The following is a 19774-nucleotide window of genomic DNA, read 5'->3' on the forward strand; positions in this document are numbered from 1 at the left end:
TTCTGCAACTCTTTAGCAGAAAATCAGATATCAGCATTCTCACCTTTAAAAATAGTGAGACTACTTTTTACTTAAACCACTTCTTCAAGTTCTTCAATTTCAAAAACCTGACGTAAATAAGCCAAGAAAGTATCGTTATCAGTCATGGTTTTACCTGGGCTATCCGAAATTTTCGCAACCGACTGTCCATTACATTCAACGAGTTTCAACACAATATTAAGCGGCTTTTGGCCCATGTCATTGGTCAAATTGGTTCCAATACCAAAACTCACCTGAAAACGGTCTTTAAAGTATTGATGTAATTCCCATGCTTTTGGCAAATTAAGGCCATCGCTAAAGGTCAGCATTTTGGTTTTGGTATCAATTTTTAATTTACGATAATGCGCATAGGCCTTATCACCCCATTCATAGGGGTCACCACTGTCATGACGCAAGCCATCAAATAGTTTCGCGAAATACAAGTCAAAATCTCTGAGGAAAGCGTCCATACCAACAACGTCAGTTAGGGCAATTCCTAAATCGCCACGGTACTCTTGTACCCATGTTTCTAAAGCCGCTTTCTGGAAATCACGCAGTCTTACATCAAGTGCCTGAAAAGCTTGCAGGAATTCATGAGCCATGGTGCCAATTGGGGTAATATTTAACTCTTTAGCAAGCAAGACATTACTTGTACCACGGAACACATTTGGCACTGTTTTATGAAAGGCTGCCACAACATGCTTTTGCCAAACGAAGCTATAACGGCGACGTGTACCAAAATCAGAGACTAGAAATGGCGGATCATTCGGTTTTTGAGTTTTTTCATATTGCTGAATCAATTCAAGTTTGGCTTTTAAACGGCGCTCACCTTCAGCCCATACGTCATCGGTTTTAATACGGCTAAAATAAAGTTCATTTACAATCGCCAATACAAAAATTTCAAACATCATGGCTTGAACCATCGGGCCTTCAATATGAATATCCAAACGACCTTCGGCATCAATGCTAGCTCGAATAAAACGTCTTTTCAGTTGAAATAGTTCTAAATAATCAACAAAGTCACTTTTTATAAAGCGTAATTTACGCAAATATTGAAGTTCATCTTCTTTGTATTTAAGGCTACATAAATAGTCGAGTTGCTCGTTTAAATCATCCAAAATATCTACTAGTGGATAGACTGTGTCTTCTAAATTTCTACAGCGGAAATGATAGACACTATGGGTTTGCGGGAATTTATGCAAAACCACTTGTAACATTGTAAATTTGTACAAGTCTGTATCTAGTAAAGAATGGATAATTGGAGACATAGTCAATGATTATTCGCTTGCTTCTTAGCATTAAAGCATATTTTTATAAATGAATTGCGAGCTTTTAGACCATTGTTGCAACTCCATGAAATTTCCTTTTAAAAATCATTTAATTTAAATTCTGCTAAACTAAATCAATTCAATTAATTGCAGAAATTTGCTTTAACTATGCGTGCTTTAATACAACGAGTTCTTGAAGCCAAAGTGGTGGTTGACGGTGAGACTACTGGTGAAATCCAACACGGACTACTGGTTTTTTTAGGCATTGGTCGAGATGATACTTTAGCCATGGGTCAGAAGCTTATTGATAAGATTTTGAAATATCGTATCTTTGATGACGAACAGGGCAAAATGGGCTGGAATGTCTCTCAAGCAAATGGTGGAATCCTGCTTGTTTCGCAATTTACCCTAATGGCTCAAACGCAAAAGGGTTTACGTCCAGATTTTGGGCCAGCCATGCCACCAGCAGATGCCAAAGCGTTATATGAACAGCTGGTTGAATATGCCCATTCACAATTTGAAAAAGTACAAACTGGCATTTTTGCTGCTGATATGAAAGTTCATTTAATTAATGATGGTCCAGTGACGTTTAACTTGGAAGTCGAAGCGTAGATATAAAAAAACTCCCGAACGGGAGTTTTTTTATATCTGGCGATTAACGACCAGTTTTCTCTTTAATAAAAGCACGTGCCTGACGTACTTTATCTTTAACTGGTTTTGGCAATTTAGGTGGAATAAGTCTAGCCACTTGGTTAAACCAAACGAGTAGGCTGAAGTCTCCTTCCATTTTAATACTGCCGTTTTGCATACCCGTCATAAACGCTGTTGGGTCACCTTTAATCAAGGTTTTTACACCCTGTTCGCTATCTGCAAATTGCAAGATAAAGTCAGCTTTTTCAGCTGCGCCAGCAACAGTGTCAATCTGTCCATTATTAATAATGATCTGACGTGCCACACCTAAATCCGTACCAATCTGAATACGGAAAGCGCGGTCATGAATCAATTCAATAAACTTAGGGCTAGTACGTGCCAATTGCTTCATACGCAGCACTAAACCTGCTACCAATAAATCTAACGGGTCTGTACTGACATCAACGAGAGGTAATTTGACTACAGGTATAGAAGAAAGTTTCATGAACATTCACGCCTATTGTATTTTTATGAAAACTTTAGAGCAAAACTGAGCAAGGACATACCATTGCCTGAGTTTTGTGCATCAACTGATAATTTTTAGCTGGCAACGCAATCTAGATGAAACGTCAACCGACTCACGTATCGTAGCATAACTGGCTATTTTTTAATAAATGCTTTGTATAATAAAAATCACGTTTCGTAAATAAAAAAGGCATGCTGTGCATACCTTTTTACCGTTAGATAACAATTTAATTATCGGCTAGAACATTGTTGCTGATCATCTTCATATACTGGCGTGTGCTCTATATATTGGCGATTTGCCAAAGCCTTTTGTGCCTGTTTATCCTCACGTAACAAAATAAATGTAACCATTACCATCGCTAGACTTAGTGCAGTTAAATAACTATATGTGACTGGCATTTCAAAAGTGACTTGCACTCCCAAACGGACCACTTCCAATAGCCCCCAAAAGAACATCCCTGCAAGCATAAAACCAAGCCAACGACGGTAAGGAGAAAAGAAAACAGCAACAAGCGCGACAGCAATCAAGCTGAATCCGGCGATAGCGGCAAAATTCGCTGTTACCATAGAAACCTCCGTCTTAATGAAAACGTCTAAAAACATTCGGTCTTAAAAACCCGACCTCATTCCAAAAACAACTTTAATTCATAATTTGTGGTGAAGCTTACGATGCATTATGGATGTTTTTTTTTAGAAAAAAAGACCCGTTTTTTCTTAATGCGACATACTTTGTCGCAACATTCTTTTGTCATTACATTTTTGTAAAATTCAAAAAGTTCGATTCCCTATATGGCGTCAATTCTGGCGTGTCATTACAAAAAAATATGCTGTTTTTAATGACCAAAATAAGTTTTTTTCAGATTTTTTTATTGCCTTTTTTCTGTGCACGATTTGAGCATAACACCCTTGATTTTATAACTATTCTGCATAAAAAAAGCGCTACTCTGAAGTAGCGCTTAAAGCTTAGCCTTATAGGTTAAGCACGGTTTAAATCTTTGTCGTGCATGCCAAGTAAATACAGCACTCCATCTAAGCCAACACTTGAAATCGCCTGATTTGCATTTTGACGAACTAAAGGTTTAGCACGATAAGCCACACCAAGCCCTGCAATCGCAAGCATTGGTAAATCATTCGCACCATCGCCTACTGCCATGGCTTGTTCTAAAGAAATATCCATTTTATTCGCAAGTTCGCGTAATAGCTCAGCTTTACGGGCGCCATCAACAATCGCACCTTTAACCTCACCAGTTACAAAACCATCTTGCACATCTAAAATGTTGGCGTGAACTTCATCAATACCGAGTTTGCCTTGTAGATATTCAGCAAAATACTGGAATCCACCAGATAAAATTGCTGTTTTATAACCAAGTGCTTTCAAGGTCGAGATCAGACGCTCTGCACCTTCAGTAATGGTTAAACGCTCTGCAATTTTGGGTAAAACAGCAGCATCTAGCCCTTTTAATAATGCAACACGAGCACGGAAGCTTTGCTGAAAATCAAGTTCACCTTGCATCGCTCTTTCAGTAATTTCAGCAACTTGCGCGCCTACCCCTGCTTCAATCGCCAACTCATCAATCACTTCTTGTTCAATTAAAGTTGAGTCCATATCAAAACAAACTAAACGGCGGTTACGTCGATAAGTGTTATCTTCTTGAACAGCGACATCAATATTTAATTCACTTGAAAGAAGTAAACAGGCCGCACGCATAGCTTGTGCATCTAAAGTTGGGCCACTACTTAAACCAAACTGTACACATGCACGACGTGGGAATGCGCTATCCTTTTTGAAGTCAACACGGCCAGATAAACGGGTAACAGTTTCAATGTTAAAGCCTTGGCTAGACACAATTTGTGTAACTGCTTGTAAATGTGCAGCAGTGAGTTCAGGGGCTAAAGCCGTGACGATATAACGAGTACGACCACCTTCTGTTACCCATTGATCGTATTCTGCGCCTGTGATTGGTTTAAAGCGCACTGTTAAGCCAATATCATGTGCTAAAATCAGAATTTCTTTCATTGCCAATGCGGTCGCAGTTTCATTATCGGAAGCGACTACAATGCCCAATGTGAGTTGATTATGAATAACAGCCTGACCTACATCCAGTATTTGCAATGAATGTACGGATAGTACTTGCATTAATCGGGTAAACTGGTTTGGTTGGTCTGGTCCTAAAAAGGATATAAGAATGATTTCTCGCATGAATTGACTCTAGTCTGAGTGACAACTATTGTAAGAATCATAATCGAATTTCAATATAATTGCCTTGGAAGTTTAACTTGATTGCGCCTAGACAAGGGCTATTTGCTAGCCTACTGATCGTTAGTTTTGCATTGCATACCTTTTTATTGGTGATTGCAACGACACACCAGCTCAATGAAAACCGTGCGAGTCAAGGTCAGCTCATGACCAGTCAGCTCGTTGCAGACAGCTTATCCGAGCTAGAACCGGCAAATACGGTATCTTTAGCTCTGATTGCCAATCGCTATGCAACCAATCCAAGCGTTGCGTCTATTCGCATTCTTGATGCCAATAAACAAGTGCTGGCAACGAGCGGAATTTCAAAAACTCGCCAAGGTGAGATTTTTGCTCGCGATGCGCTGCAAAACGAAAAGAAAGTGGGCTCTATCGAGATCACGCTGATTCAGCCAAGTATTGGTGAAATTCTGCGTACTCAATGGCTGGCAATCTTAGCGTCTCTGTTTTTGCATGTTTTATTATGGCTTGCTTATCGCGCGATTGCTCGTCCGACCCGTAGCGAATATTTAGCACGCATTAATGAAGAGAACCGCTTAAAACATGAAATTCAGCAGTTAACTCAAGCATTGGCTCTCGAAAAACAAAATACAGTGACGTTGGTTGCCCAAGCTCAGCAGCAAGCGAAAGGTAAACCACTGGTTCGCCCGCAGCCAGAGAAAACCTCAGATTCAACTGACCAACATACTTTGGCACTCAATATCCAGTTTTATGACCCTAAACAGTTATTAAGCAGTGTTAACCAATCGGTATCTGTTCCGTACTTTAAACTCTGTCAGCTCTTTTTAAACAAGAGTATTGAGTTATGTGTGAAGCATTACCAATTGAAGCTAACAGATATTGAAGTGGTAAATGAGTTTAATGCTGATGGTGCGACACTTGCGATTTCAACTTCGCATACTCACGCGGTAGAGTGTCTGCTGATGATTGGAACTGTATTCCAACTGCTCTCTGACGTTTTATATAAACGTTATCGCGAAGATAAACGCTTTGCTTTACAAACTCGTAGCGCAACTTGTAATGCTGTAGAAGCGATGCAAATTGATGCGAAAGAGGCTGCTCAACGTTTAGCACAGCACCTTCATGCGAAAGAATCTGCTTTATATCTTGAGAATGATCAACTCAAGGCAATTCAGGATAGCTATCAACTTGTTGCAATGCCAAACCCAAGTAATGTCATGACTCGTCATGCATTTATGATCAATGGCATGAATGCAGAGTGCGCTGAACTTGCTCAAAATATCCGAACTGAAATTTTGATGGGCAAAAAATCAATCCCACAAAATGATAGTCCAAGCAGTGCAGCTTCATAAAAAGTAAGTGCGCACATCAGAACCTAGCCTTTTGGCTAGGTTTTTTTTTATTTAAATTCATCGTTTTTATTTTAAATTATTCCATTTTCTTATGATTTATTTGTATAAATAAAGCTGGATCTATTCTATCTCGTTGCAAATTTGGATAAATCAGAATCATAGGCAAAATTCTCTAAACAGCGTAAACTATGCAAAATTTATTAAATAGAAATTGTCTTACGACAAAAAAAGGTGAAAGCGAATGCCGCTGAGTCGTGTTGAAGATCTTGTCGCCGATATTCGTGCAGGCAAAATGGTTATCTTGATGGATGACGAAGATCGCGAAAATGAAGGTGATCTTGTCATTGCAGCAACGCATGTTCGTCCTGAAGACATTAACTTCATGATTACCCATGCACGTGGTCTAGTGTGCCTAACGTTAAGCCGTGAGCGCTGTAAGCAGTTAAACCTTCCGTTGATGGTTGACCAAAACGGTGCTCAGCATAGTACAAACTTTACCTTATCAATCGAAGCCGCTGAAGGTATTACGACTGGTATTTCAGCAGCAGAGCGTGCACATACAATTCAAGCTGCTGTCGCAGCGCATGCAAAGCCAAGTGATATTGTACAACCGGGTCATATTTTCCCGTTAATGGCTCAACCAGGTGGTGTTCTGCATCGTGCAGGTCACACTGAAGCAGGCTGTGATTTAACACGCTTAGCAGGTCTTGAACCCGCTTCTGTCATTTGTGAAATCATCAATGAAGATGGCACAATGGCACGCCGTGCAGATTTAGAAATTTTTGCCGAGAAGCATGGCTTAAAAATTGGTACAATTGCGGACTTGATTCACTACCGCATGACCAATGAGCAAACGGTTGAACGTCTGGATCAAAAAACCATTCAAACAGAATATGGTTCATTTGAACTCTATCGTTATCGTGAGATTGGTAATCCGGACATCCATTTGGCTTTAGTTAAAGGCGAGCCAAAAGAAGGTGTTACAACAGTACGTGTACATGGTTTCAGTCCAATTCGCGATTTGCTTAAGCTCAATAAAGCTGATGGCGAACCTGCGTGGAATCTAGACCGTGCACTACAGACAATTGCAGCGAGTGATCGCGGTGTTTTAGTCTGGATCGGGCAAGATCATTTGCAAGACTTGGGACCAGCGTTGGATGATTTAAATAAGCCAAAACCGGTGAAATCCAATGCAGCACTTTCACATCAATATCAAACGATTGGTGTCGGTGCTCAAATTTTGCGTGACTTAGGTGTTGAAAAAATGAAGCTTCTTAGCTCACCATTACGTTTCAATGCTTTATCTGGCTTTAATTTAGAAGTAGTGGAATATGTCACTGCTGATCAAATCACAACGAAATAATCGAGGTTGCTATGGCAATTCGCCGTATTGAAGGTTTATTACATCTCGCAAGCGAAGGTCGTTATGCGATTTTAGTGGGTCGTTTCAACAGTTTTGTTGTTGAACACTTATTGGATGGTGCAATCGACACATTAAAACGTCATGGTGTAAATGAAGATAACATTACTGTTATTCATGCTCCTGGCGCATGGGAACTCCCGATTGTTGCTAAAAAATTAGCTACATCAAATCAGTTTGATGCAATCATCGCACTTGGCGCAGTTATTCGTGGTAGCACACCACACTTTGACTTCGTTGCTGGTGAATGTGCAAAAGGTTTAGGTGTAGTCGCGTTAGAAAGCAGCTTGCCTGTCATCAATGGTGTATTAACTACTGATAGCATCGAGCAAGCCATCGAACGTTCAGGTACAAAAGCAGGTAATAAAGGTAGCGAAGCTGCTTTAACTGCAATTGAAATGGTTAATTTATTAAAGGCAATTTAAAGCATGTCTCAAACACTGCAAGCCGCTTATGCAGCAAAACGCAAAGCACGTCGTTTTGCTGTACAAGGTATTTATGAGTGGCAAATGAGTCACAATCCTGTACATGAAATCGAAGCACGTACTCGTGCTGAAAATGCGATGCACAAGGTAGACTTAAATTACTATCACGAACTGTTAACGCAAGTGATTGCACAGCGCGAAGATCTTGATGCATTGTTAATTCCGGTACTTGACCGTGAACTTAGTGCACTTGATGGTGTAGAGCTCGCAACCTTACGTTTAGGTGCTTACGAGTTACGTGATCATTTAGAAGTACCTTATCGTGTAGTTCTTGATGAAGCCATTGAACTCGCCAAACACTTTGGTGGAGCAGATAGCCATAAATACATTAATGGCGTTTTAGATCGTTTAAGTTCAACACTACGTAGTGCTGAAAAACAACAAGCAAACTAATAGGTTTGAAGTTGATATGGCTGAGTTTTCTATTATTGACCAATACTTTAACAGACAATCTTACACAGATGTCACCTTAGGTATTGGAGATGACTCAGCCTTAATCACCCCTCCCCAAAACCAACAATTGGTGATCTGTGCAGATACTCTAGTTGCTGGTCGTCACTTCCCTCTTGATACCTCTCCCCATGCAATTGGCTGGAAAAGTGTGGCTGTCAATCTTTCAGATATTGCTGCCATGGGTGCTAAACCTCATAGTATTTTACTTGCGTTAAGCTTACCTACCATTGACCATGAATGGCTTGAAGGATTCAGTCAGGGAATCTATGACTGCTGTAATCAATTTGGTGTTGCTCTCATTGGTGGAGATACAACTCAAGGTCCACATCTCACCATTACCGTCACGGCCATGGGCTGGATTGAAACCGGACAAGCTGTGTTACGTTCAGGCGCAAAAGTCGGTGACTATGTTTGTGTGAGTGGTCAAGTTGGAGATGCAGCTTATGGTTTACAACACCTAGGTCATCCCTTACAACAACGACTAGACTACCCAACACCACGTTGTCAGCTTGGACAACAGTTGAAGGGTCTTGCTTCTAGCATGATTGATATTTCTGATGGATTAGCCCAAGATTTAGGCCATATTTTAAAAGCTTCAAAGGTCGGTGCTCGATTACTTTTAGAAAAGTTACCGATTGATTCAACGCTAGAAAAACTACCAGAACAGCAGCGCTGGCAATATGCGCTAGCTGGTGGTGATGACTACGAATTATGTTTTACAATAACACCGCAAAATTATGAAAAACTTTTGCAAAAACAACTAGACATTAAGATTACAATGATCGGACAGATCGTTGAGCAAACACAACTAACTTTTGAGCACTTGGGTTCAGATTACCCATTGCAAATTCATGGATACCAACACTTTGCATAAGCCGCCGATTCATTTTAAAGACATGTCTTGGTTCAACCGCTGCATCGTTTTCTGTGGAGTTGGTTTCGGATCTGGTCTCGCACCTAAAGCCCCTGGTACTTTTGGCTCTGCCTTTGCCCTACTCTTTGTTCCGATCTGGTTATCGCTTGGATTTAACTTAAGCTTAATCGCGATGATTATCATGTCCTTGGTCGGGATTTATATCTGTGGTCAAACTGCAAAAGTTATAAACGTACACGATGATGGTCGAATTGTGTGGGATGAATTTGCAGGGCAATCTATTACCTTTCTTCCTCTCATTTATTTACAACAAATGAACTGGATGTGGGTGATCGTCGGCTTCATATTATTTCGAATTTTCGATGTTTGGAAACCTTGGCCTATCCGTGTTATTGATCGTCAAGTGCATGGTGGTTTTGGTATTATGCTTGACGATATTATTGCCGGTGTATGGGCTGCTCTTTGTACACTAATTATTATCCATTTGACTTAATCATTAGAGTTATACATGTCAACTACCGTCATTATTCTTGCTGCTGGCAAAGGAACGCGTATGCGTTCTCAGCTTCCTAAAGTACTACAACCTTTAGCAGGTCGCCCACTATTAGGGCATGTCATTCAAACAGCAAAACAATTACAAGCTAAAAATATTATTACGATTTATGGTCATGGTGGTGACCGCGTACAACAAACATTTGCCCAAGAAAATATTCAGTGGGTTGAACAAGCTGAACAACTTGGTACAGGTCATGCCGTACAAATGACTTTACCCGTACTCCCTAAAGAGGGTGTTTCACTGATTTTATCAGGCGATGTACCATGCATTAATGCAAATACGTTGCAAAAATTATTAGATGCATCAACCCAGACAGGAATTGGCTTAGTTACGCTTACTGTAGATGATGCAACAGGTTATGGCCGTATCGTGCGCCAAGATGGCAAAATTCAAGCCATTGTTGAACATAAAGATGCAAATGAAGCACAACGCCAAATTAAAGAATTTAATACAGGTATTTACTGTGTTAGCAACGCAAAACTTCATGAGTGGTTGCCTAAACTTTCAAATGAAAATGCACAGGGTGAATATTACCTAACTGACATCGTTGCAATGGCAATTGCAGATGGCTTAGAAGTTGCCTCTGTTGAACCAGAGCTTGCTTTTGAAGTTGAAGGTGTAAATGACCGCTTACAACTTGCAGCTTTAGAACGCCAGTTCCAGCAAGAGCAAGTCAAAAAGCTCATGCAGCAAGGCGTAATGTTCTTTGATCCTGCACGTTTTGATTTACGTGGCTCTGTAAAAGTTGGACAAGACGTTCGTATTGACATCAATGTTATTATTGAAGGTGAATGTGAGCTTGGTGATTTTGTAGAAATCGGCGCTGGCTGTATTTTAAAGAACACCAAAATTGCAGCAGGCACTAAAGTTCAGGCCTATAGCGTTTTTGATGGCGCAGTTGTAGGTGAAAATGCTCAGATTGGACCATTTGCACGCTTACGCCCAGGGGCTAAATTGGCAAATGAAGTGCATATCGGCAACTTTGTTGAAGTTAAAAACACATCGATTGGACTAGGTAGTAAAGCTAACCATTTCACATACTTAGGTGATGCAGAAATCGGTGCTGAATCAAATATTGGGGCAGGTACAATTACTTGCAATTATGACGGTGCAAATAAACACAAAACCACTATTGGCGATGCCGTTTTTATCGGTTCTAATAGCTCGCTGGTTGCTCCGGTGACCATTGGGAATGGCGCAACAGTTGGTGCGGGTTCTGTGATTACGAAAGATGTAGCCGAACAAAGTCTCTCCTTTGAACGTGCGCAACAAATTTCAAAAGCAAATTATCAACGTCCCCAAAAGGTTAAAAAATAAGAGGATTGAAGTATGTGTGGTATCGTCGGAGGCGTTGCAGAGCGTTGTGTAACCGAGATTTTAATTGAAGGTTTAAAACGTCTTGAATACCGTGGTTATGATTCTGCGGGTGTTGCTTTACTGAATAATCAACAAATTTTACGTGAGCGCCGTGTAGGTAAAGTCATCAATCTTGCAGATGCAGTTGCTGAACACCAACTTACAGGGGCTATCGGCATTGCGCATACACGTTGGGCGACCCATGGTAAGCCAACTGAAAACAATGCTCACCCGCATATGTCTGGTAAGGTTGCTGTTGTACATAACGGTATCATTGAGAACTATCAAGAGTTAAAAGACGACCTACAAGCTTTAGGTTACGTTTTTACTTCTCAAACAGATACTGAAGTTGTTGCACACTTAGTTGCTGAAGCTCTAAAAAGCACAGATAGCCTTTTAGATGCTGTTGAAACTGTTGTACCTCAGCTTAAAGGTGCTTACGCGCTAGGTATTATCCACAGCGATTATCCAGATGAACTGATTACTGTACGTGAAGGTTCACCTTTAGTGATTGGCGTAGGTATTGGTGAAAACTTTATTAGTTCAGACCAACTTGCTCTTTTACCGGTGACTAACCGCTTTATGTACCTAGAAGAAGGCGATATTGCACGTCTTACACGTACTTCAATTGAAGTATTTGCAAATGGCGAGCGCGTTGAGCGTCCAGTGCGAGAGCTTGATGCAACCGTAAGCAGTGCATCAAAAGGTGAATACAAACACTACATGCTCAAAGAAATTTATGAGCAGCCAGAAGCAATCAAGCAAACGATTTCTCAAGCGCTTGATGGCAATAGCTTACGTGATGATTTCTTGAAAAATTCTGAAGCAGATTTCAACAAAATTCAAAGCGTACAAATCATCGCTTGTGGTACAAGTTACCACTCAGGAATGATTGCGAAATATTGGTTTGAACAACTCATTGGTGTGCCTTGCCAAGTTGAAATCGCGAGTGAATTCCGCTATCGCACCCCTGTAATTGTTGAAAATACACTTTATATTTGTATTTCACAGTCAGGTGAAACTGCTGATACTTTAGCTGCTCTACGTGAAACTCAAAAGCGTGCGAAAGCAAACAATATCGATATTCAGACTTTGACTATCTGTAACGTTGCTACGTCTTCAATGGTTCGTGAAACTGATCATCACTTATTGACTCTTGCTGGTCCTGAGATTGGTGTTGCTTCAACTAAAGCGTTCACGACTCAGCTCGCTGCGCTTATGTTGTTAATCTTGAAAATTGGACAAGTTAAACAACGTATTAGTCCTGCTATTCTTGAAGAAATTACACGTGAGCTATGGCACAGCCCGAAAGTTATTCTTGATACGCTTAAACATGATCCAGAAATTTTGCGTTTGTCTGAATTATTCGTTGAAAAAAATCACTGCTTATTCTTAGGCCGTGGTACGAATTATCCAATCGCATTGGAAGGCGCATTAAAGCTAAAAGAAATTTCATATATTCATGCTGAAGGCTATGCAGCGGGCGAGTTAAAACACGGTCCATTAGCACTTGTTGATAATGAAATGCCAATCGTGATTCTTGCTCCACATGATGAAATGCTTGATAAGCTAAAATCAAATATGGAAGAAGTTCAGGCACGTGGTGGTGAGTTATTTGTTTTCGCTGATGAAAATAGCGGAATCAATGAAAAAGACCGTCAACACGTTGTGCATATTCCAGCAGTAAACGAATGGCTAGCTCCAATTGTTTATAGCGTACCAGTTCAGCTATTGTCTTATCACGTTGCTGTATTACGTGGTACAGACGTTGACCAGCCACGTAACTTGGCGAAGTCAGTAACTGTAGAGTAATTCAAAAAAGATCATTATTAAGGCATCCCCTGCTTTAATAACTGATTGATTAAGCCCGATATGTGTAAGTGCATATCGGGCTTTTTTATTGCATTCATACGGCTATACAGCCCCTTTCCCGTGAAAGAAAATCGAGTTTAATAATAGAGAAGTCCCCTAGGCCCCCGTGTCACAACGGACTTTTTACTTTTGCGCTGATTTAAAGTTTGAGAGATCATTGCGACACAGAGATAAAGGAGCTAAGCGAACTTAGCCCATTTCAGTTTTGTCGCAGCGTCGAATGATGCCGAACAAGTTAGGGGCAAAGTCCTGTGGGAGATCAGGACTTTGCAAACTGGTGTGTTTTAAACGTTGTACGGTTTGAGGCGAATACATCTGTGCAAGCTGTTGGCAAACACAATTGCAACTGGCTTGCATGTGTTCACCTGACAAACAAATTCTTTTAAATTCCTGCTGAGCATTGGCATCATCATTTGTAATACTGTAAGCACCGAACATAAGGTTTAAAACTAATATAAATTTATGAAGTTTCATATTATTCTCATGATTATTTATATCTTTAAATAAAATAAAAATATGATTACCCTAAATATTAAAATAATTTTTTAAATAATAATTAACCCTCCCACAAATATAGGAAAATAAAATAATTAAAATAATTAAAATAATTAAAATTTTAAAATAAAAATAATTTATAAATTTAAAAAATCAGGTCGCAAAAAACCCAAATTTTAAATAAATAAAATAATTAAATAAGAGAGAAAATGAGTTTGAATAGTGGCATAGCCAACTCCTTAAAAATGGAGTCCTACCACCAGATCACCGCGAATTAATTTATGGTGGTAGAACGAAAGAGGGTTGACAGACTGGTGCCCATAGAGACCAGCACGCACGGGGCGTCCCCCTTCCGTCCTACCGCAAAGAAAGGGGACGCAAGGGTCTAACGACTTATAGTAGAACTATAATCCGCTATGGGGACTTACGGTCTGTCAAAACCGTCTGGCAATGTAGGCCAGCAACGAGATAATAATCGGTGATTTTAATTACGTCAATTTATTTTAATAAAAAATTTTAAATATAATAATTTTATTAATATTTAAATAATATTATCCTCTTTGTTATATTCATGACTTTTAATTAAATTTAAAATATAAAATTGAGTTATATATATTTGGTTAATAAAATAGATTGATCGTTAATTCTAATTTAACAGTTTATGTAAATATATAAGATGAGAAAAAGCGAGACATAGAAACAACTTATAGAAAGCACTTACTCCAAAGATGCTATTCCCCACCTCTTACCATCTGTTCGAGAGCTTATTTTCCTACAGCTTTTACTGGTAAATGCGTACCTAACAAAGAAAAAGTAACATCAATACGTTGTACAGATTTAAAAGTATATTGGGCTTTTTATTGTGCTCATAAAGCTCTAAAGTATAGTTTCTGGCTTTTATTAAGATATTCTAATAAATATATCTAAATCAATATCTTATATACAAAAACCAACAAAAACACTCGGATTTATACATATGAAATTATGGTATAAATCACGCTTCGAAATTTACTTGATAACTATTAATTTCGACTATTACAAAAACTTTCTAATTATAAGGAGCGACTTATCATGGCTAATGGATTCCCAGAAGGAAACTTTAGAATCGTTAACAAAGAAACAGGTGCATGTATTTCAAGTCTGTATGGTGGCCAGACACATGGCTTACAAGATGCTGTAACTGCACGTGGTGAAACGGGTGTCTTACCTTACTCTCATACAAACGACCGACTATTTACGGTACATGACAAGGTTAAAAACATAGAAGAAGAACTTTGGTATTTTAACAGCCACGTATATCGCAGTGGGCGAGAGAATAAGCTATTCAACAAAGTTAAAGATATCCGATCTAGTTGGGTGCTCGGTGCTTACGTTAAAACAAAAGTAATTGGATTTAAACTGCATGACAAAGACTTAGAAAACTTTATTAGTCTTTTACCAAAGCAAGATGAAGAAACACTAGCCCACTTAAGAACCAATGATGGCCTCGATATTACTGATTTATTAAGCGATTTTATCCATATTAACGGCGAAGAAACTATTAAATCTGAGCTTGTGGGTAAGCTCGACGATAAAAAATTTGATGAATATTTAAATCCAGTCCTCGCTCATGCATCAATTCGTAGCATTGAGCAAAAGTTCTATAAACTTGCTTCCGCTCCTTGGCTAAGTTTAAATATTCCTGATTTTAAAGGTATTCCTGAACTTGATGAACAACTCTATAAAATAATTCTTGCCTCTGTGCAATTAGATGTTTTAGATCAAAAAGATTGGCAATCAGATTCAGTGTTCCGGTTGTATTTACGCCGTTACAATATTGATGAGCTTCTAAAAAAAATTAAAAAAGAGCAGCTTGGGGAACTACAAGAAAAGGTATGGACAGAGCTTCAAGATGTAGAAGACCCTCAAAAAGAAGCAGTAAAAATTATTCTAGAGCTTACAAAAACTCTAAATTTACATACTGATGAAAAAAATATGAATACTGCCAAAAAGATTTTACAGACAGGTTTAAAGTCAAATGAATCTTTTGAACAACTGCAAACAGCATTAAAAAGTATAAATGATAAAGAGACGCAAGCAGTTCATTGGCATAGTGGCGATATTTTCTTGCAAGGAGCAGGTCGCCAGTACCAAACTAGTTGGGCATTTGAAGATGGTTATATCTTTGTAGAAGGCCAACCAAATGCAGTACTGACACATACTTGGGGTTCATCTGTAGGTATTAGTCAACGATCTAATGACCCAAAACAGCGCTGGGAACTTAAAAGAGCTTAATTTGAGCTAGTACATAAGATGGTAAGAGAAAATGCTCTTACCATCTTTATAAAATTTATATTGCTATATCTTTTACAGGTAAATGCGTACCTAACAAAGAAAAAGTAACATCCGCAACTTCCAACGGGTCTGAACTGGTCCAAATAATATGATTTCCCTCATTTGGACTTTCAGAACTTAACTTATATTGATTAAGCTGCCGTATTAATTGCGCTGTTACAGCTTCCGAAGGCTCAATAATTTGGATATCACGGCCTACAATTTCCTGAATCGTATCTGAGACAAACGGATAGTGTGTGCATCCTAAAATAATTGTATCCACTTTTTGTTCAACCAACGGCGCCAAAATATTTTTTAAATAATCTTCAACTTCCGCGGTATGTGCTTTGCCCGTTTCGATTTTTTCGGCTAAGCCAATACAAGGCACCAAAGACACTTTAATATCTTGCGCATACGTTTCAATTAAACTTTTTAAGTTTTTGCCCTTCACTGTGGTGGCAGTTGCCAAGACAGCAATATGCTTACTTTGAGTGATTGCTACTGCGGGTTTTACGGCGGGTTCTATTGCAATAAGTGGCACATTAATTTGTGCTCTAATCGTTTCAATCGCTACAGCCGTCATGGTGTTACAAGCAATCACAATCGCTTTGCATTTACCCTGAGCAACTAAGTTTGAAATTAAATGCGTGGTTCGTGAAACAATCCAGTCGCTTTCTTTGTCTCCATAAGGGACATATTTCGAGTCAGCGAAATAGATAATGTCTTCATTCGGTAGGGCCTGCCGAATATGCTTAAAGAGAGACAACCCGCCTAAACCAGAGTCAATCATTCCAATCGGGTTATTCTTCTGGTTCATTATTTTTCCAATTTTAAATTCTAAAAGAAACTATATTTTTCATTATTATATTCTGTTTTATATTGGTTTTTAAATCAGGCCCAACGAGGACCTGACCTAAATTTCGAATTTTGTTTTAAGCTGCCGCTTTTTGTTCCTTAATCCAATTTTTAATACGGGCATCGAGTATATTTAAAGGCAAGGTTCCTGCATTTAAGATCATGTCATGGAATGCTTTTATATCAAAACGATCTCCAAGCTCATGTTTCGCTAACTCTCGTAACTCTAAAATTTTGAGTTGGCCCATCTTGTAAGCTAATGCTTGGGCAGGAATAGCAATATAGCGATCTGTCTCTGCCTGAATATCTGGTTCATCTAACGCAGAATGTTCTCTCATAAAATCAATCATTTGCTGACGGGGCCATTTTTTATAATGTACACCCGTATCGACCACTAGACGACAAGCACGGAACAACTCACTCGATAGTCTTCCATAGTCTGAAAGCGGGTCGTTATAGAAACCCACATCTTTACCCAACTGCTCTGCATAAAGCGCCCATCCTTCAATATAAGCAGTATGGTTGGGTTGCTTTCGGAACATCGGTAAATTTGGCAGGTTTTGGGCAATATCAATCTGCATATGATGCCCCGGAATTGCTTCATGGTAAGCAGTCGCTTCCATTGATATTTTTGAACGTTCAGAGAAATCTCCTGTATTCACATAAACTTGTCCAGGGCGTGAACCATCAGGCGTGCCTTGATGATACTCCGCTCCTGCCGCTTCTTTTTCTCGATATTGCTCTACAGGTAAAACTTCGACTTTATTTTTTGGTAATAACCCAAATAGCTTCGGCAACTCTGGTTGCATTTGCGCAATATACCCACGATAAATCTCTAAAATTTCTTCACGAGATTTTGGAAAAACGGCTGGATTCGTTTTTAAGGATTGTTGGAAACTTTTTAAGTCGCTGAAACCTTGTGCTTTGGCAATTTTAAGCATTTCCGCTTCTATGCGAGCAACTTCTTTTAACCCGAGCTGATGAATATTTTCAGGGCTTTCCAACGTGGTCGTATTATTTTCTACATAAAAACGATAGAGCTCGTCACCGTTTGGCAAGCTCCATATTCCCTCGTGTTGTCGTCCATAAGGTAAGTAATCTTTCTGGATAAACGTGCCGAGTTTTTGATAAGCAGGCCGTACATTCTGATCTATGGCCTGTAGTATTTCACGGCTTAAACGCTCTTGTTCTGCTTTCGAAATGTTTTTTGGAAATTGTTTTAATGGAGAAGCAAAAACACTGTCCTTCCCTGCTGGAGTTGCAATGCTATCGATCTGCTTTGCTATCTTTTCAATTAAATACTTGGGTGGTATTAAGCCATCTTTTTGCCCTTGCTTTGCTAACTGAATCCCTTGATCAAGAATAAGAGGGATTTGTTTTAAACGAGCAATATAGTCTTGATACTGCTTAGCATTATTAAATGGAATCGAACTAATAAATCCCGGAAATTGTAAATGTAGTCCCCACATTTGATTGAAAGGCATCTCATACAATTTCAAGTCATAATTTTTAAGTGTCTCTTTCAACTGATAAATCATTAAGTCTTTATTTAGTTGATCAGTTGCTGAAAATCCTGTGCTATCAGTCGCTTCAAAACGTTTTAAAAAATTTTGAGTAGTTTTTTTATCTTTCTCGATCTGATTTTTTGAAACCTCGGTCCAACGATTGTTGTAGCGTAAATCTCCTAAAGTCGTTGCAGTTTCAGGGTTATTTCTCAAAGTGTATTCCCACTGGTCTTGTAAAAGCTGGTTTAAAGCTTTCACCCGAACAGAGACATCACTCTTTTGTTTAGATTGTGATTTTTCGATGGTATTCGAATTAATTTCGGGGGTTGCAGCATCAGAAGAATGAGACATCCAAAATAAAACACTGATACAAGCCAAATGTAAGGTTCTGTTTTTCATTTAATTATCCAAACATATTTAACGAAGTTTAAAATATAGACAAAACAAATTACGTGCCAAGCAGCCTATAAAATGATGTAAAAATCGAGTATTTTTTAACTCAATGATTTTATAAATTAATTTTCTTTTTAATTAAATTATTTATAGTTGCTATCTTTATTCCGAATCTGACTTTAATTTACCAGAAAGTCAAAAAAAAGTGCACATGAGCGATCTCAGTGCACTTTTTTTATTTCTAAATTAAAAATTCTTTCTCAAGAAAACAAATATTGATAAACAATATATGCAGCCAGTTTTGCAGTTCTATTATCTAAATCAAACTTGGGATTGCACTCGGCAATATCTAAAAGTTTGATTTTGCCAGTCTCTTGAATATGCTTAAAAATTGCCTCAAAAGTGGCTAAATCAATTCCTTTTACAGCAGGCGCACTGACTCCCGGTGCAACCGCGGCCACGAAGACATCTAAATCAATCGTAACGTACAAGCAGTCTACTTTTTCAATAAAAGCATCAACCGCTGCAAGCACGTTTGGTAGGTTAAAAATATTAACCTCATGATCGCGCAAATACGAACAATTTAGAGCATCGGCTGTATCAAACAAAACTTTAGTATTGGCATGGTTAGCTACCCCAATACATAAATAATTAAACTGTTTTTGATGCTGTTCTGAAAGTCGAGCTGCCTGTAAGAAAGGTGTTCCAGAAGTTGCATGCTCTGCTTCACGCAAATCAAAATGGGCATCGAAATTAATAATGCCTATTTTTTTATCTGGCGCGTGGGCTTGTACATATTGGAACAGACCACTAAAGCTGCCAAATGCAACCTCATGTCCACCGCCCAATACAATCGGTTTTAAACCATTTTGTAAGCTATTTGCGACTTGCTCCGCCAACTCGGTTTGGGCTTGCTCTAAATTGTCATATTCACAGGTCACCGTACCCAAATCGACCATACTCACTGGACGATGAATCGGTAAATTGGCAAGCTGATTACGGATTGCGTCTGGCGCATCGGCAGCACCGACTCGACCCTTGTTACGCTTCACGCCTTCATCAGAGCTAAAACCAATCAGCGCAAATTCAGCATGTTGGGTTTTATTCATAATATGGTGAATACGTTGGTGTGCTTCACCTTCGCCATCATGGCGGCCTTGCCATTTAAATGTGTGATTCATGTGACACC

The 19774-nt window shown here is 39.1% G+C and carries 18 protein-coding genes and 1 pseudogene; 11 read left to right on the top strand and 8 right to left on the bottom strand.

What is annotated here, in order from left to right; genetic code table 11:
* Positions 1 to 71 precede the first annotated feature (71 nt).
* Positions 72 to 1286 (bottom strand): nicotinate phosphoribosyltransferase, encoded by a 1215-nt coding sequence (gene pncB, locus FY048_RS09520; protein WP_446090959.1) that lies wholly within the window; start codon positions 1284 to 1286, stop codon positions 72 to 74.
* 168 nt (positions 1287 to 1454) lie between these two features.
* On the opposite strand from pncB, the gene dtd reads away from it, so the two are divergent.
* A complete protein-coding gene (dtd, locus tag FY048_RS09525; protein WP_322902810.1) occupies positions 1455 to 1898 on the top strand; it encodes a D-aminoacyl-tRNA deacylase in 444 nt (147 codons plus the stop codon).
* Between the two features lie 43 nt (positions 1899 to 1941).
* On the opposite strand, the gene FY048_RS09530 is transcribed toward dtd, so the two are convergent.
* Both FY048_RS09530 and aciT read right to left on the bottom strand, forming a co-directional pair.
* Positions 1942 to 2421 (bottom strand): hypothetical protein, encoded by a 480-nt coding sequence (locus FY048_RS09530; RefSeq protein WP_035366362.1) that lies wholly within the window; start codon positions 2419 to 2421, stop codon positions 1942 to 1944.
* A 251-nt stretch (positions 2422 to 2672) separates the two neighbouring features.
* Entirely contained in the window at positions 2673 to 3008 is a 336-nt protein-coding gene (gene aciT / locus FY048_RS09535) for a ciprofloxacin tolerance protein AciT (RefSeq protein ID WP_446090960.1), read from the bottom strand.
* Between the two features lie 113 nt (positions 3009 to 3121).
* Here aciT and FY048_RS09540 point away from each other — a divergent pair, with 113 nt between their 5' ends.
* Positions 3122 to 3394: a hypothetical protein gene (locus FY048_RS09540; RefSeq protein WP_446090961.1), complete on the top strand. Its 273-nt coding sequence runs from the start codon at positions 3122 to 3124 to the stop codon at positions 3392 to 3394.
* 23 nt (positions 3395 to 3417) lie between these two features.
* Here the strand turns inward: FY048_RS09540 and serB are convergent, their stop codons facing one another.
* Positions 3418 to 4641: a phosphoserine phosphatase SerB gene (gene serB, locus FY048_RS09545; RefSeq protein ID WP_446090962.1), complete on the bottom strand. Its 1224-nt coding sequence runs from the start codon at positions 4639 to 4641 to the stop codon at positions 3418 to 3420.
* Between the two features lie 59 nt (positions 4642 to 4700).
* On the opposite strand from serB, the gene FY048_RS09550 reads away from it, so the two are divergent.
* From FY048_RS09550 to glmS, 8 genes are all read left to right on the top strand, one after another.
* Positions 4701 to 6008, top strand: a complete 1308-nt coding sequence (locus tag FY048_RS09550; RefSeq protein ID WP_446090963.1) for a hypothetical protein — start codon at positions 4701 to 4703, stop codon at positions 6006 to 6008.
* A gap of 241 nt (positions 6009 to 6249) precedes the next feature.
* The gene (gene ribBA, locus FY048_RS09555; RefSeq protein WP_003654193.1) at positions 6250 to 7371 is read left to right on the top strand and encodes a bifunctional 3,4-dihydroxy-2-butanone-4-phosphate synthase/GTP cyclohydrolase II; all 1122 of its coding nucleotides are present in this window, start codon (positions 6250 to 6252) and stop codon (positions 7369 to 7371) included.
* Between the two features lie 11 nt (positions 7372 to 7382).
* A complete protein-coding gene (ribH, locus tag FY048_RS09560) occupies positions 7383 to 7853 on the top strand; it encodes a 6,7-dimethyl-8-ribityllumazine synthase (protein WP_002119264.1) in 471 nt (156 codons plus the stop codon).
* Between the two features lie 3 nt (positions 7854 to 7856).
* Positions 7857 to 8306 (top strand): transcription antitermination factor NusB, encoded by a 450-nt coding sequence (gene nusB, locus FY048_RS09565; RefSeq protein WP_005037915.1) that lies wholly within the window; start codon positions 7857 to 7859, stop codon positions 8304 to 8306.
* A 16-nt stretch (positions 8307 to 8322) separates the two neighbouring features.
* Positions 8323 to 9240, top strand: a complete 918-nt coding sequence (gene thiL / locus FY048_RS09570; protein WP_056482025.1) for a thiamine-phosphate kinase — start codon at positions 8323 to 8325, stop codon at positions 9238 to 9240.
* Positions 9218 to 9733: a phosphatidylglycerophosphatase A family protein gene (locus FY048_RS09575; RefSeq protein WP_005044357.1), complete on the top strand. Its 516-nt coding sequence runs from the start codon at positions 9218 to 9220 to the stop codon at positions 9731 to 9733. Before thiL ends, FY048_RS09575 begins: the two co-directional genes overlap by 23 nt.
* Before the next feature lie 15 nt (positions 9734 to 9748).
* Positions 9749 to 11113 (top strand): bifunctional UDP-N-acetylglucosamine diphosphorylase/glucosamine-1-phosphate N-acetyltransferase GlmU, encoded by a 1365-nt coding sequence (glmU, locus tag FY048_RS09580; protein WP_017388915.1) that lies wholly within the window; start codon positions 9749 to 9751, stop codon positions 11111 to 11113.
* A 12-nt stretch (positions 11114 to 11125) separates the two neighbouring features.
* Positions 11126 to 12964, top strand: coding sequence for a glutamine--fructose-6-phosphate transaminase (isomerizing) (gene glmS / locus FY048_RS09585; RefSeq protein ID WP_446090964.1), 1839 nt, complete (start codon positions 11126 to 11128; stop codon positions 12962 to 12964).
* Between the two features lie 239 nt (positions 12965 to 13203).
* Here glmS and FY048_RS09590 read toward each other — a convergent pair.
* A pseudogene (locus FY048_RS09590) lies at positions 13204 to 13498 on the bottom strand (hypothetical protein).
* A gap of 1092 nt (positions 13499 to 14590) precedes the next feature.
* Here FY048_RS09590 and FY048_RS09595 point away from each other — a divergent pair.
* Entirely contained in the window at positions 14591 to 15793 is a 1203-nt protein-coding gene (locus FY048_RS09595) for a hypothetical protein (RefSeq protein WP_446090965.1), read from the top strand.
* A gap of 55 nt (positions 15794 to 15848) precedes the next feature.
* On the opposite strand, the gene murI is transcribed toward FY048_RS09595, so the two are convergent.
* The 3 genes from murI to hutG form a co-directional block, all read right to left on the bottom strand.
* Positions 15849 to 16649, bottom strand: a complete 801-nt coding sequence (murI, locus tag FY048_RS09600) for a glutamate racemase (RefSeq protein ID WP_446090966.1) — start codon at positions 16647 to 16649, stop codon at positions 15849 to 15851.
* A gap of 115 nt (positions 16650 to 16764) precedes the next feature.
* A complete protein-coding gene (locus tag FY048_RS09605) occupies positions 16765 to 18591 on the bottom strand; it encodes a DUF885 domain-containing protein (protein WP_446090967.1) in 1827 nt (608 codons plus the stop codon).
* A 254-nt stretch (positions 18592 to 18845) separates the two neighbouring features.
* Positions 18846 to 19766 carry a formimidoylglutamase gene (hutG, locus tag FY048_RS09610; RefSeq protein WP_446090968.1) on the bottom strand — a complete coding sequence of 307 codons (921 nt, stop codon included), beginning with the start codon at positions 19764 to 19766 and terminating at the stop codon, positions 18846 to 18848.
* Positions 19767 to 19774: the final 8 nt, after the last annotated feature.

The sequence above is a fragment of the Acinetobacter sp. 1124_18A genome, assembly GCF_052824995.1.

Coding starts and splice junctions, on each gene's coding strand:
- FY048_RS09595 (WP_446090965.1), top strand. CDS start 14,591: ATGGCTAATGGATTCCCAGAAGGAAACTTTAGAATCGTTAACAAAGAA.
- FY048_RS09540 (WP_446090961.1), top strand. CDS start 3,122: ATGTTTTTTTTTAGAAAAAAAGACCCGTTTTTTCTTAATGCGACATAC.
- hutG (WP_446090968.1), bottom strand. CDS start 19,766: ATGAATCACACATTTAAATGGCAAGGCCGCCATGATGGCGAAGGTGAA.
- murI (WP_446090966.1), bottom strand. CDS start 16,649: ATGAACCAGAAGAATAACCCGATTGGAATGATTGACTCTGGTTTAGGC.
- glmS (WP_446090964.1), top strand. CDS start 11,126: ATGTGTGGTATCGTCGGAGGCGTTGCAGAGCGTTGTGTAACCGAGATT.
- FY048_RS09530 (WP_035366362.1), bottom strand. CDS start 2,421: ATGAAACTTTCTTCTATACCTGTAGTCAAATTACCTCTCGTTGATGTC.
- FY048_RS09605 (WP_446090967.1), bottom strand. CDS start 18,591: ATGAAAAACAGAACCTTACATTTGGCTTGTATCAGTGTTTTATTTTGG.
- pncB (WP_446090959.1), bottom strand. CDS start 1,286: ATGTCTCCAATTATCCATTCTTTACTAGATACAGACTTGTACAAATTT.
- FY048_RS09575 (WP_005044357.1), top strand. CDS start 9,218: ATGGATACCAACACTTTGCATAAGCCGCCGATTCATTTTAAAGACATG.
- nusB (WP_005037915.1), top strand. CDS start 7,857: ATGTCTCAAACACTGCAAGCCGCTTATGCAGCAAAACGCAAAGCACGT.
- glmU (WP_017388915.1), top strand. CDS start 9,749: ATGTCAACTACCGTCATTATTCTTGCTGCTGGCAAAGGAACGCGTATG.
- ribBA (WP_003654193.1), top strand. CDS start 6,250: ATGCCGCTGAGTCGTGTTGAAGATCTTGTCGCCGATATTCGTGCAGGC.
- ribH (WP_002119264.1), top strand. CDS start 7,383: ATGGCAATTCGCCGTATTGAAGGTTTATTACATCTCGCAAGCGAAGGT.
- serB (WP_446090962.1), bottom strand. CDS start 4,641: ATGCGAGAAATCATTCTTATATCCTTTTTAGGACCAGACCAACCAAAC.
- aciT (WP_446090960.1), bottom strand. CDS start 3,008: ATGGTAACAGCGAATTTTGCCGCTATCGCCGGATTCAGCTTGATTGCT.
- thiL (WP_056482025.1), top strand. CDS start 8,323: ATGGCTGAGTTTTCTATTATTGACCAATACTTTAACAGACAATCTTAC.
- dtd (WP_322902810.1), top strand. CDS start 1,455: ATGCGTGCTTTAATACAACGAGTTCTTGAAGCCAAAGTGGTGGTTGAC.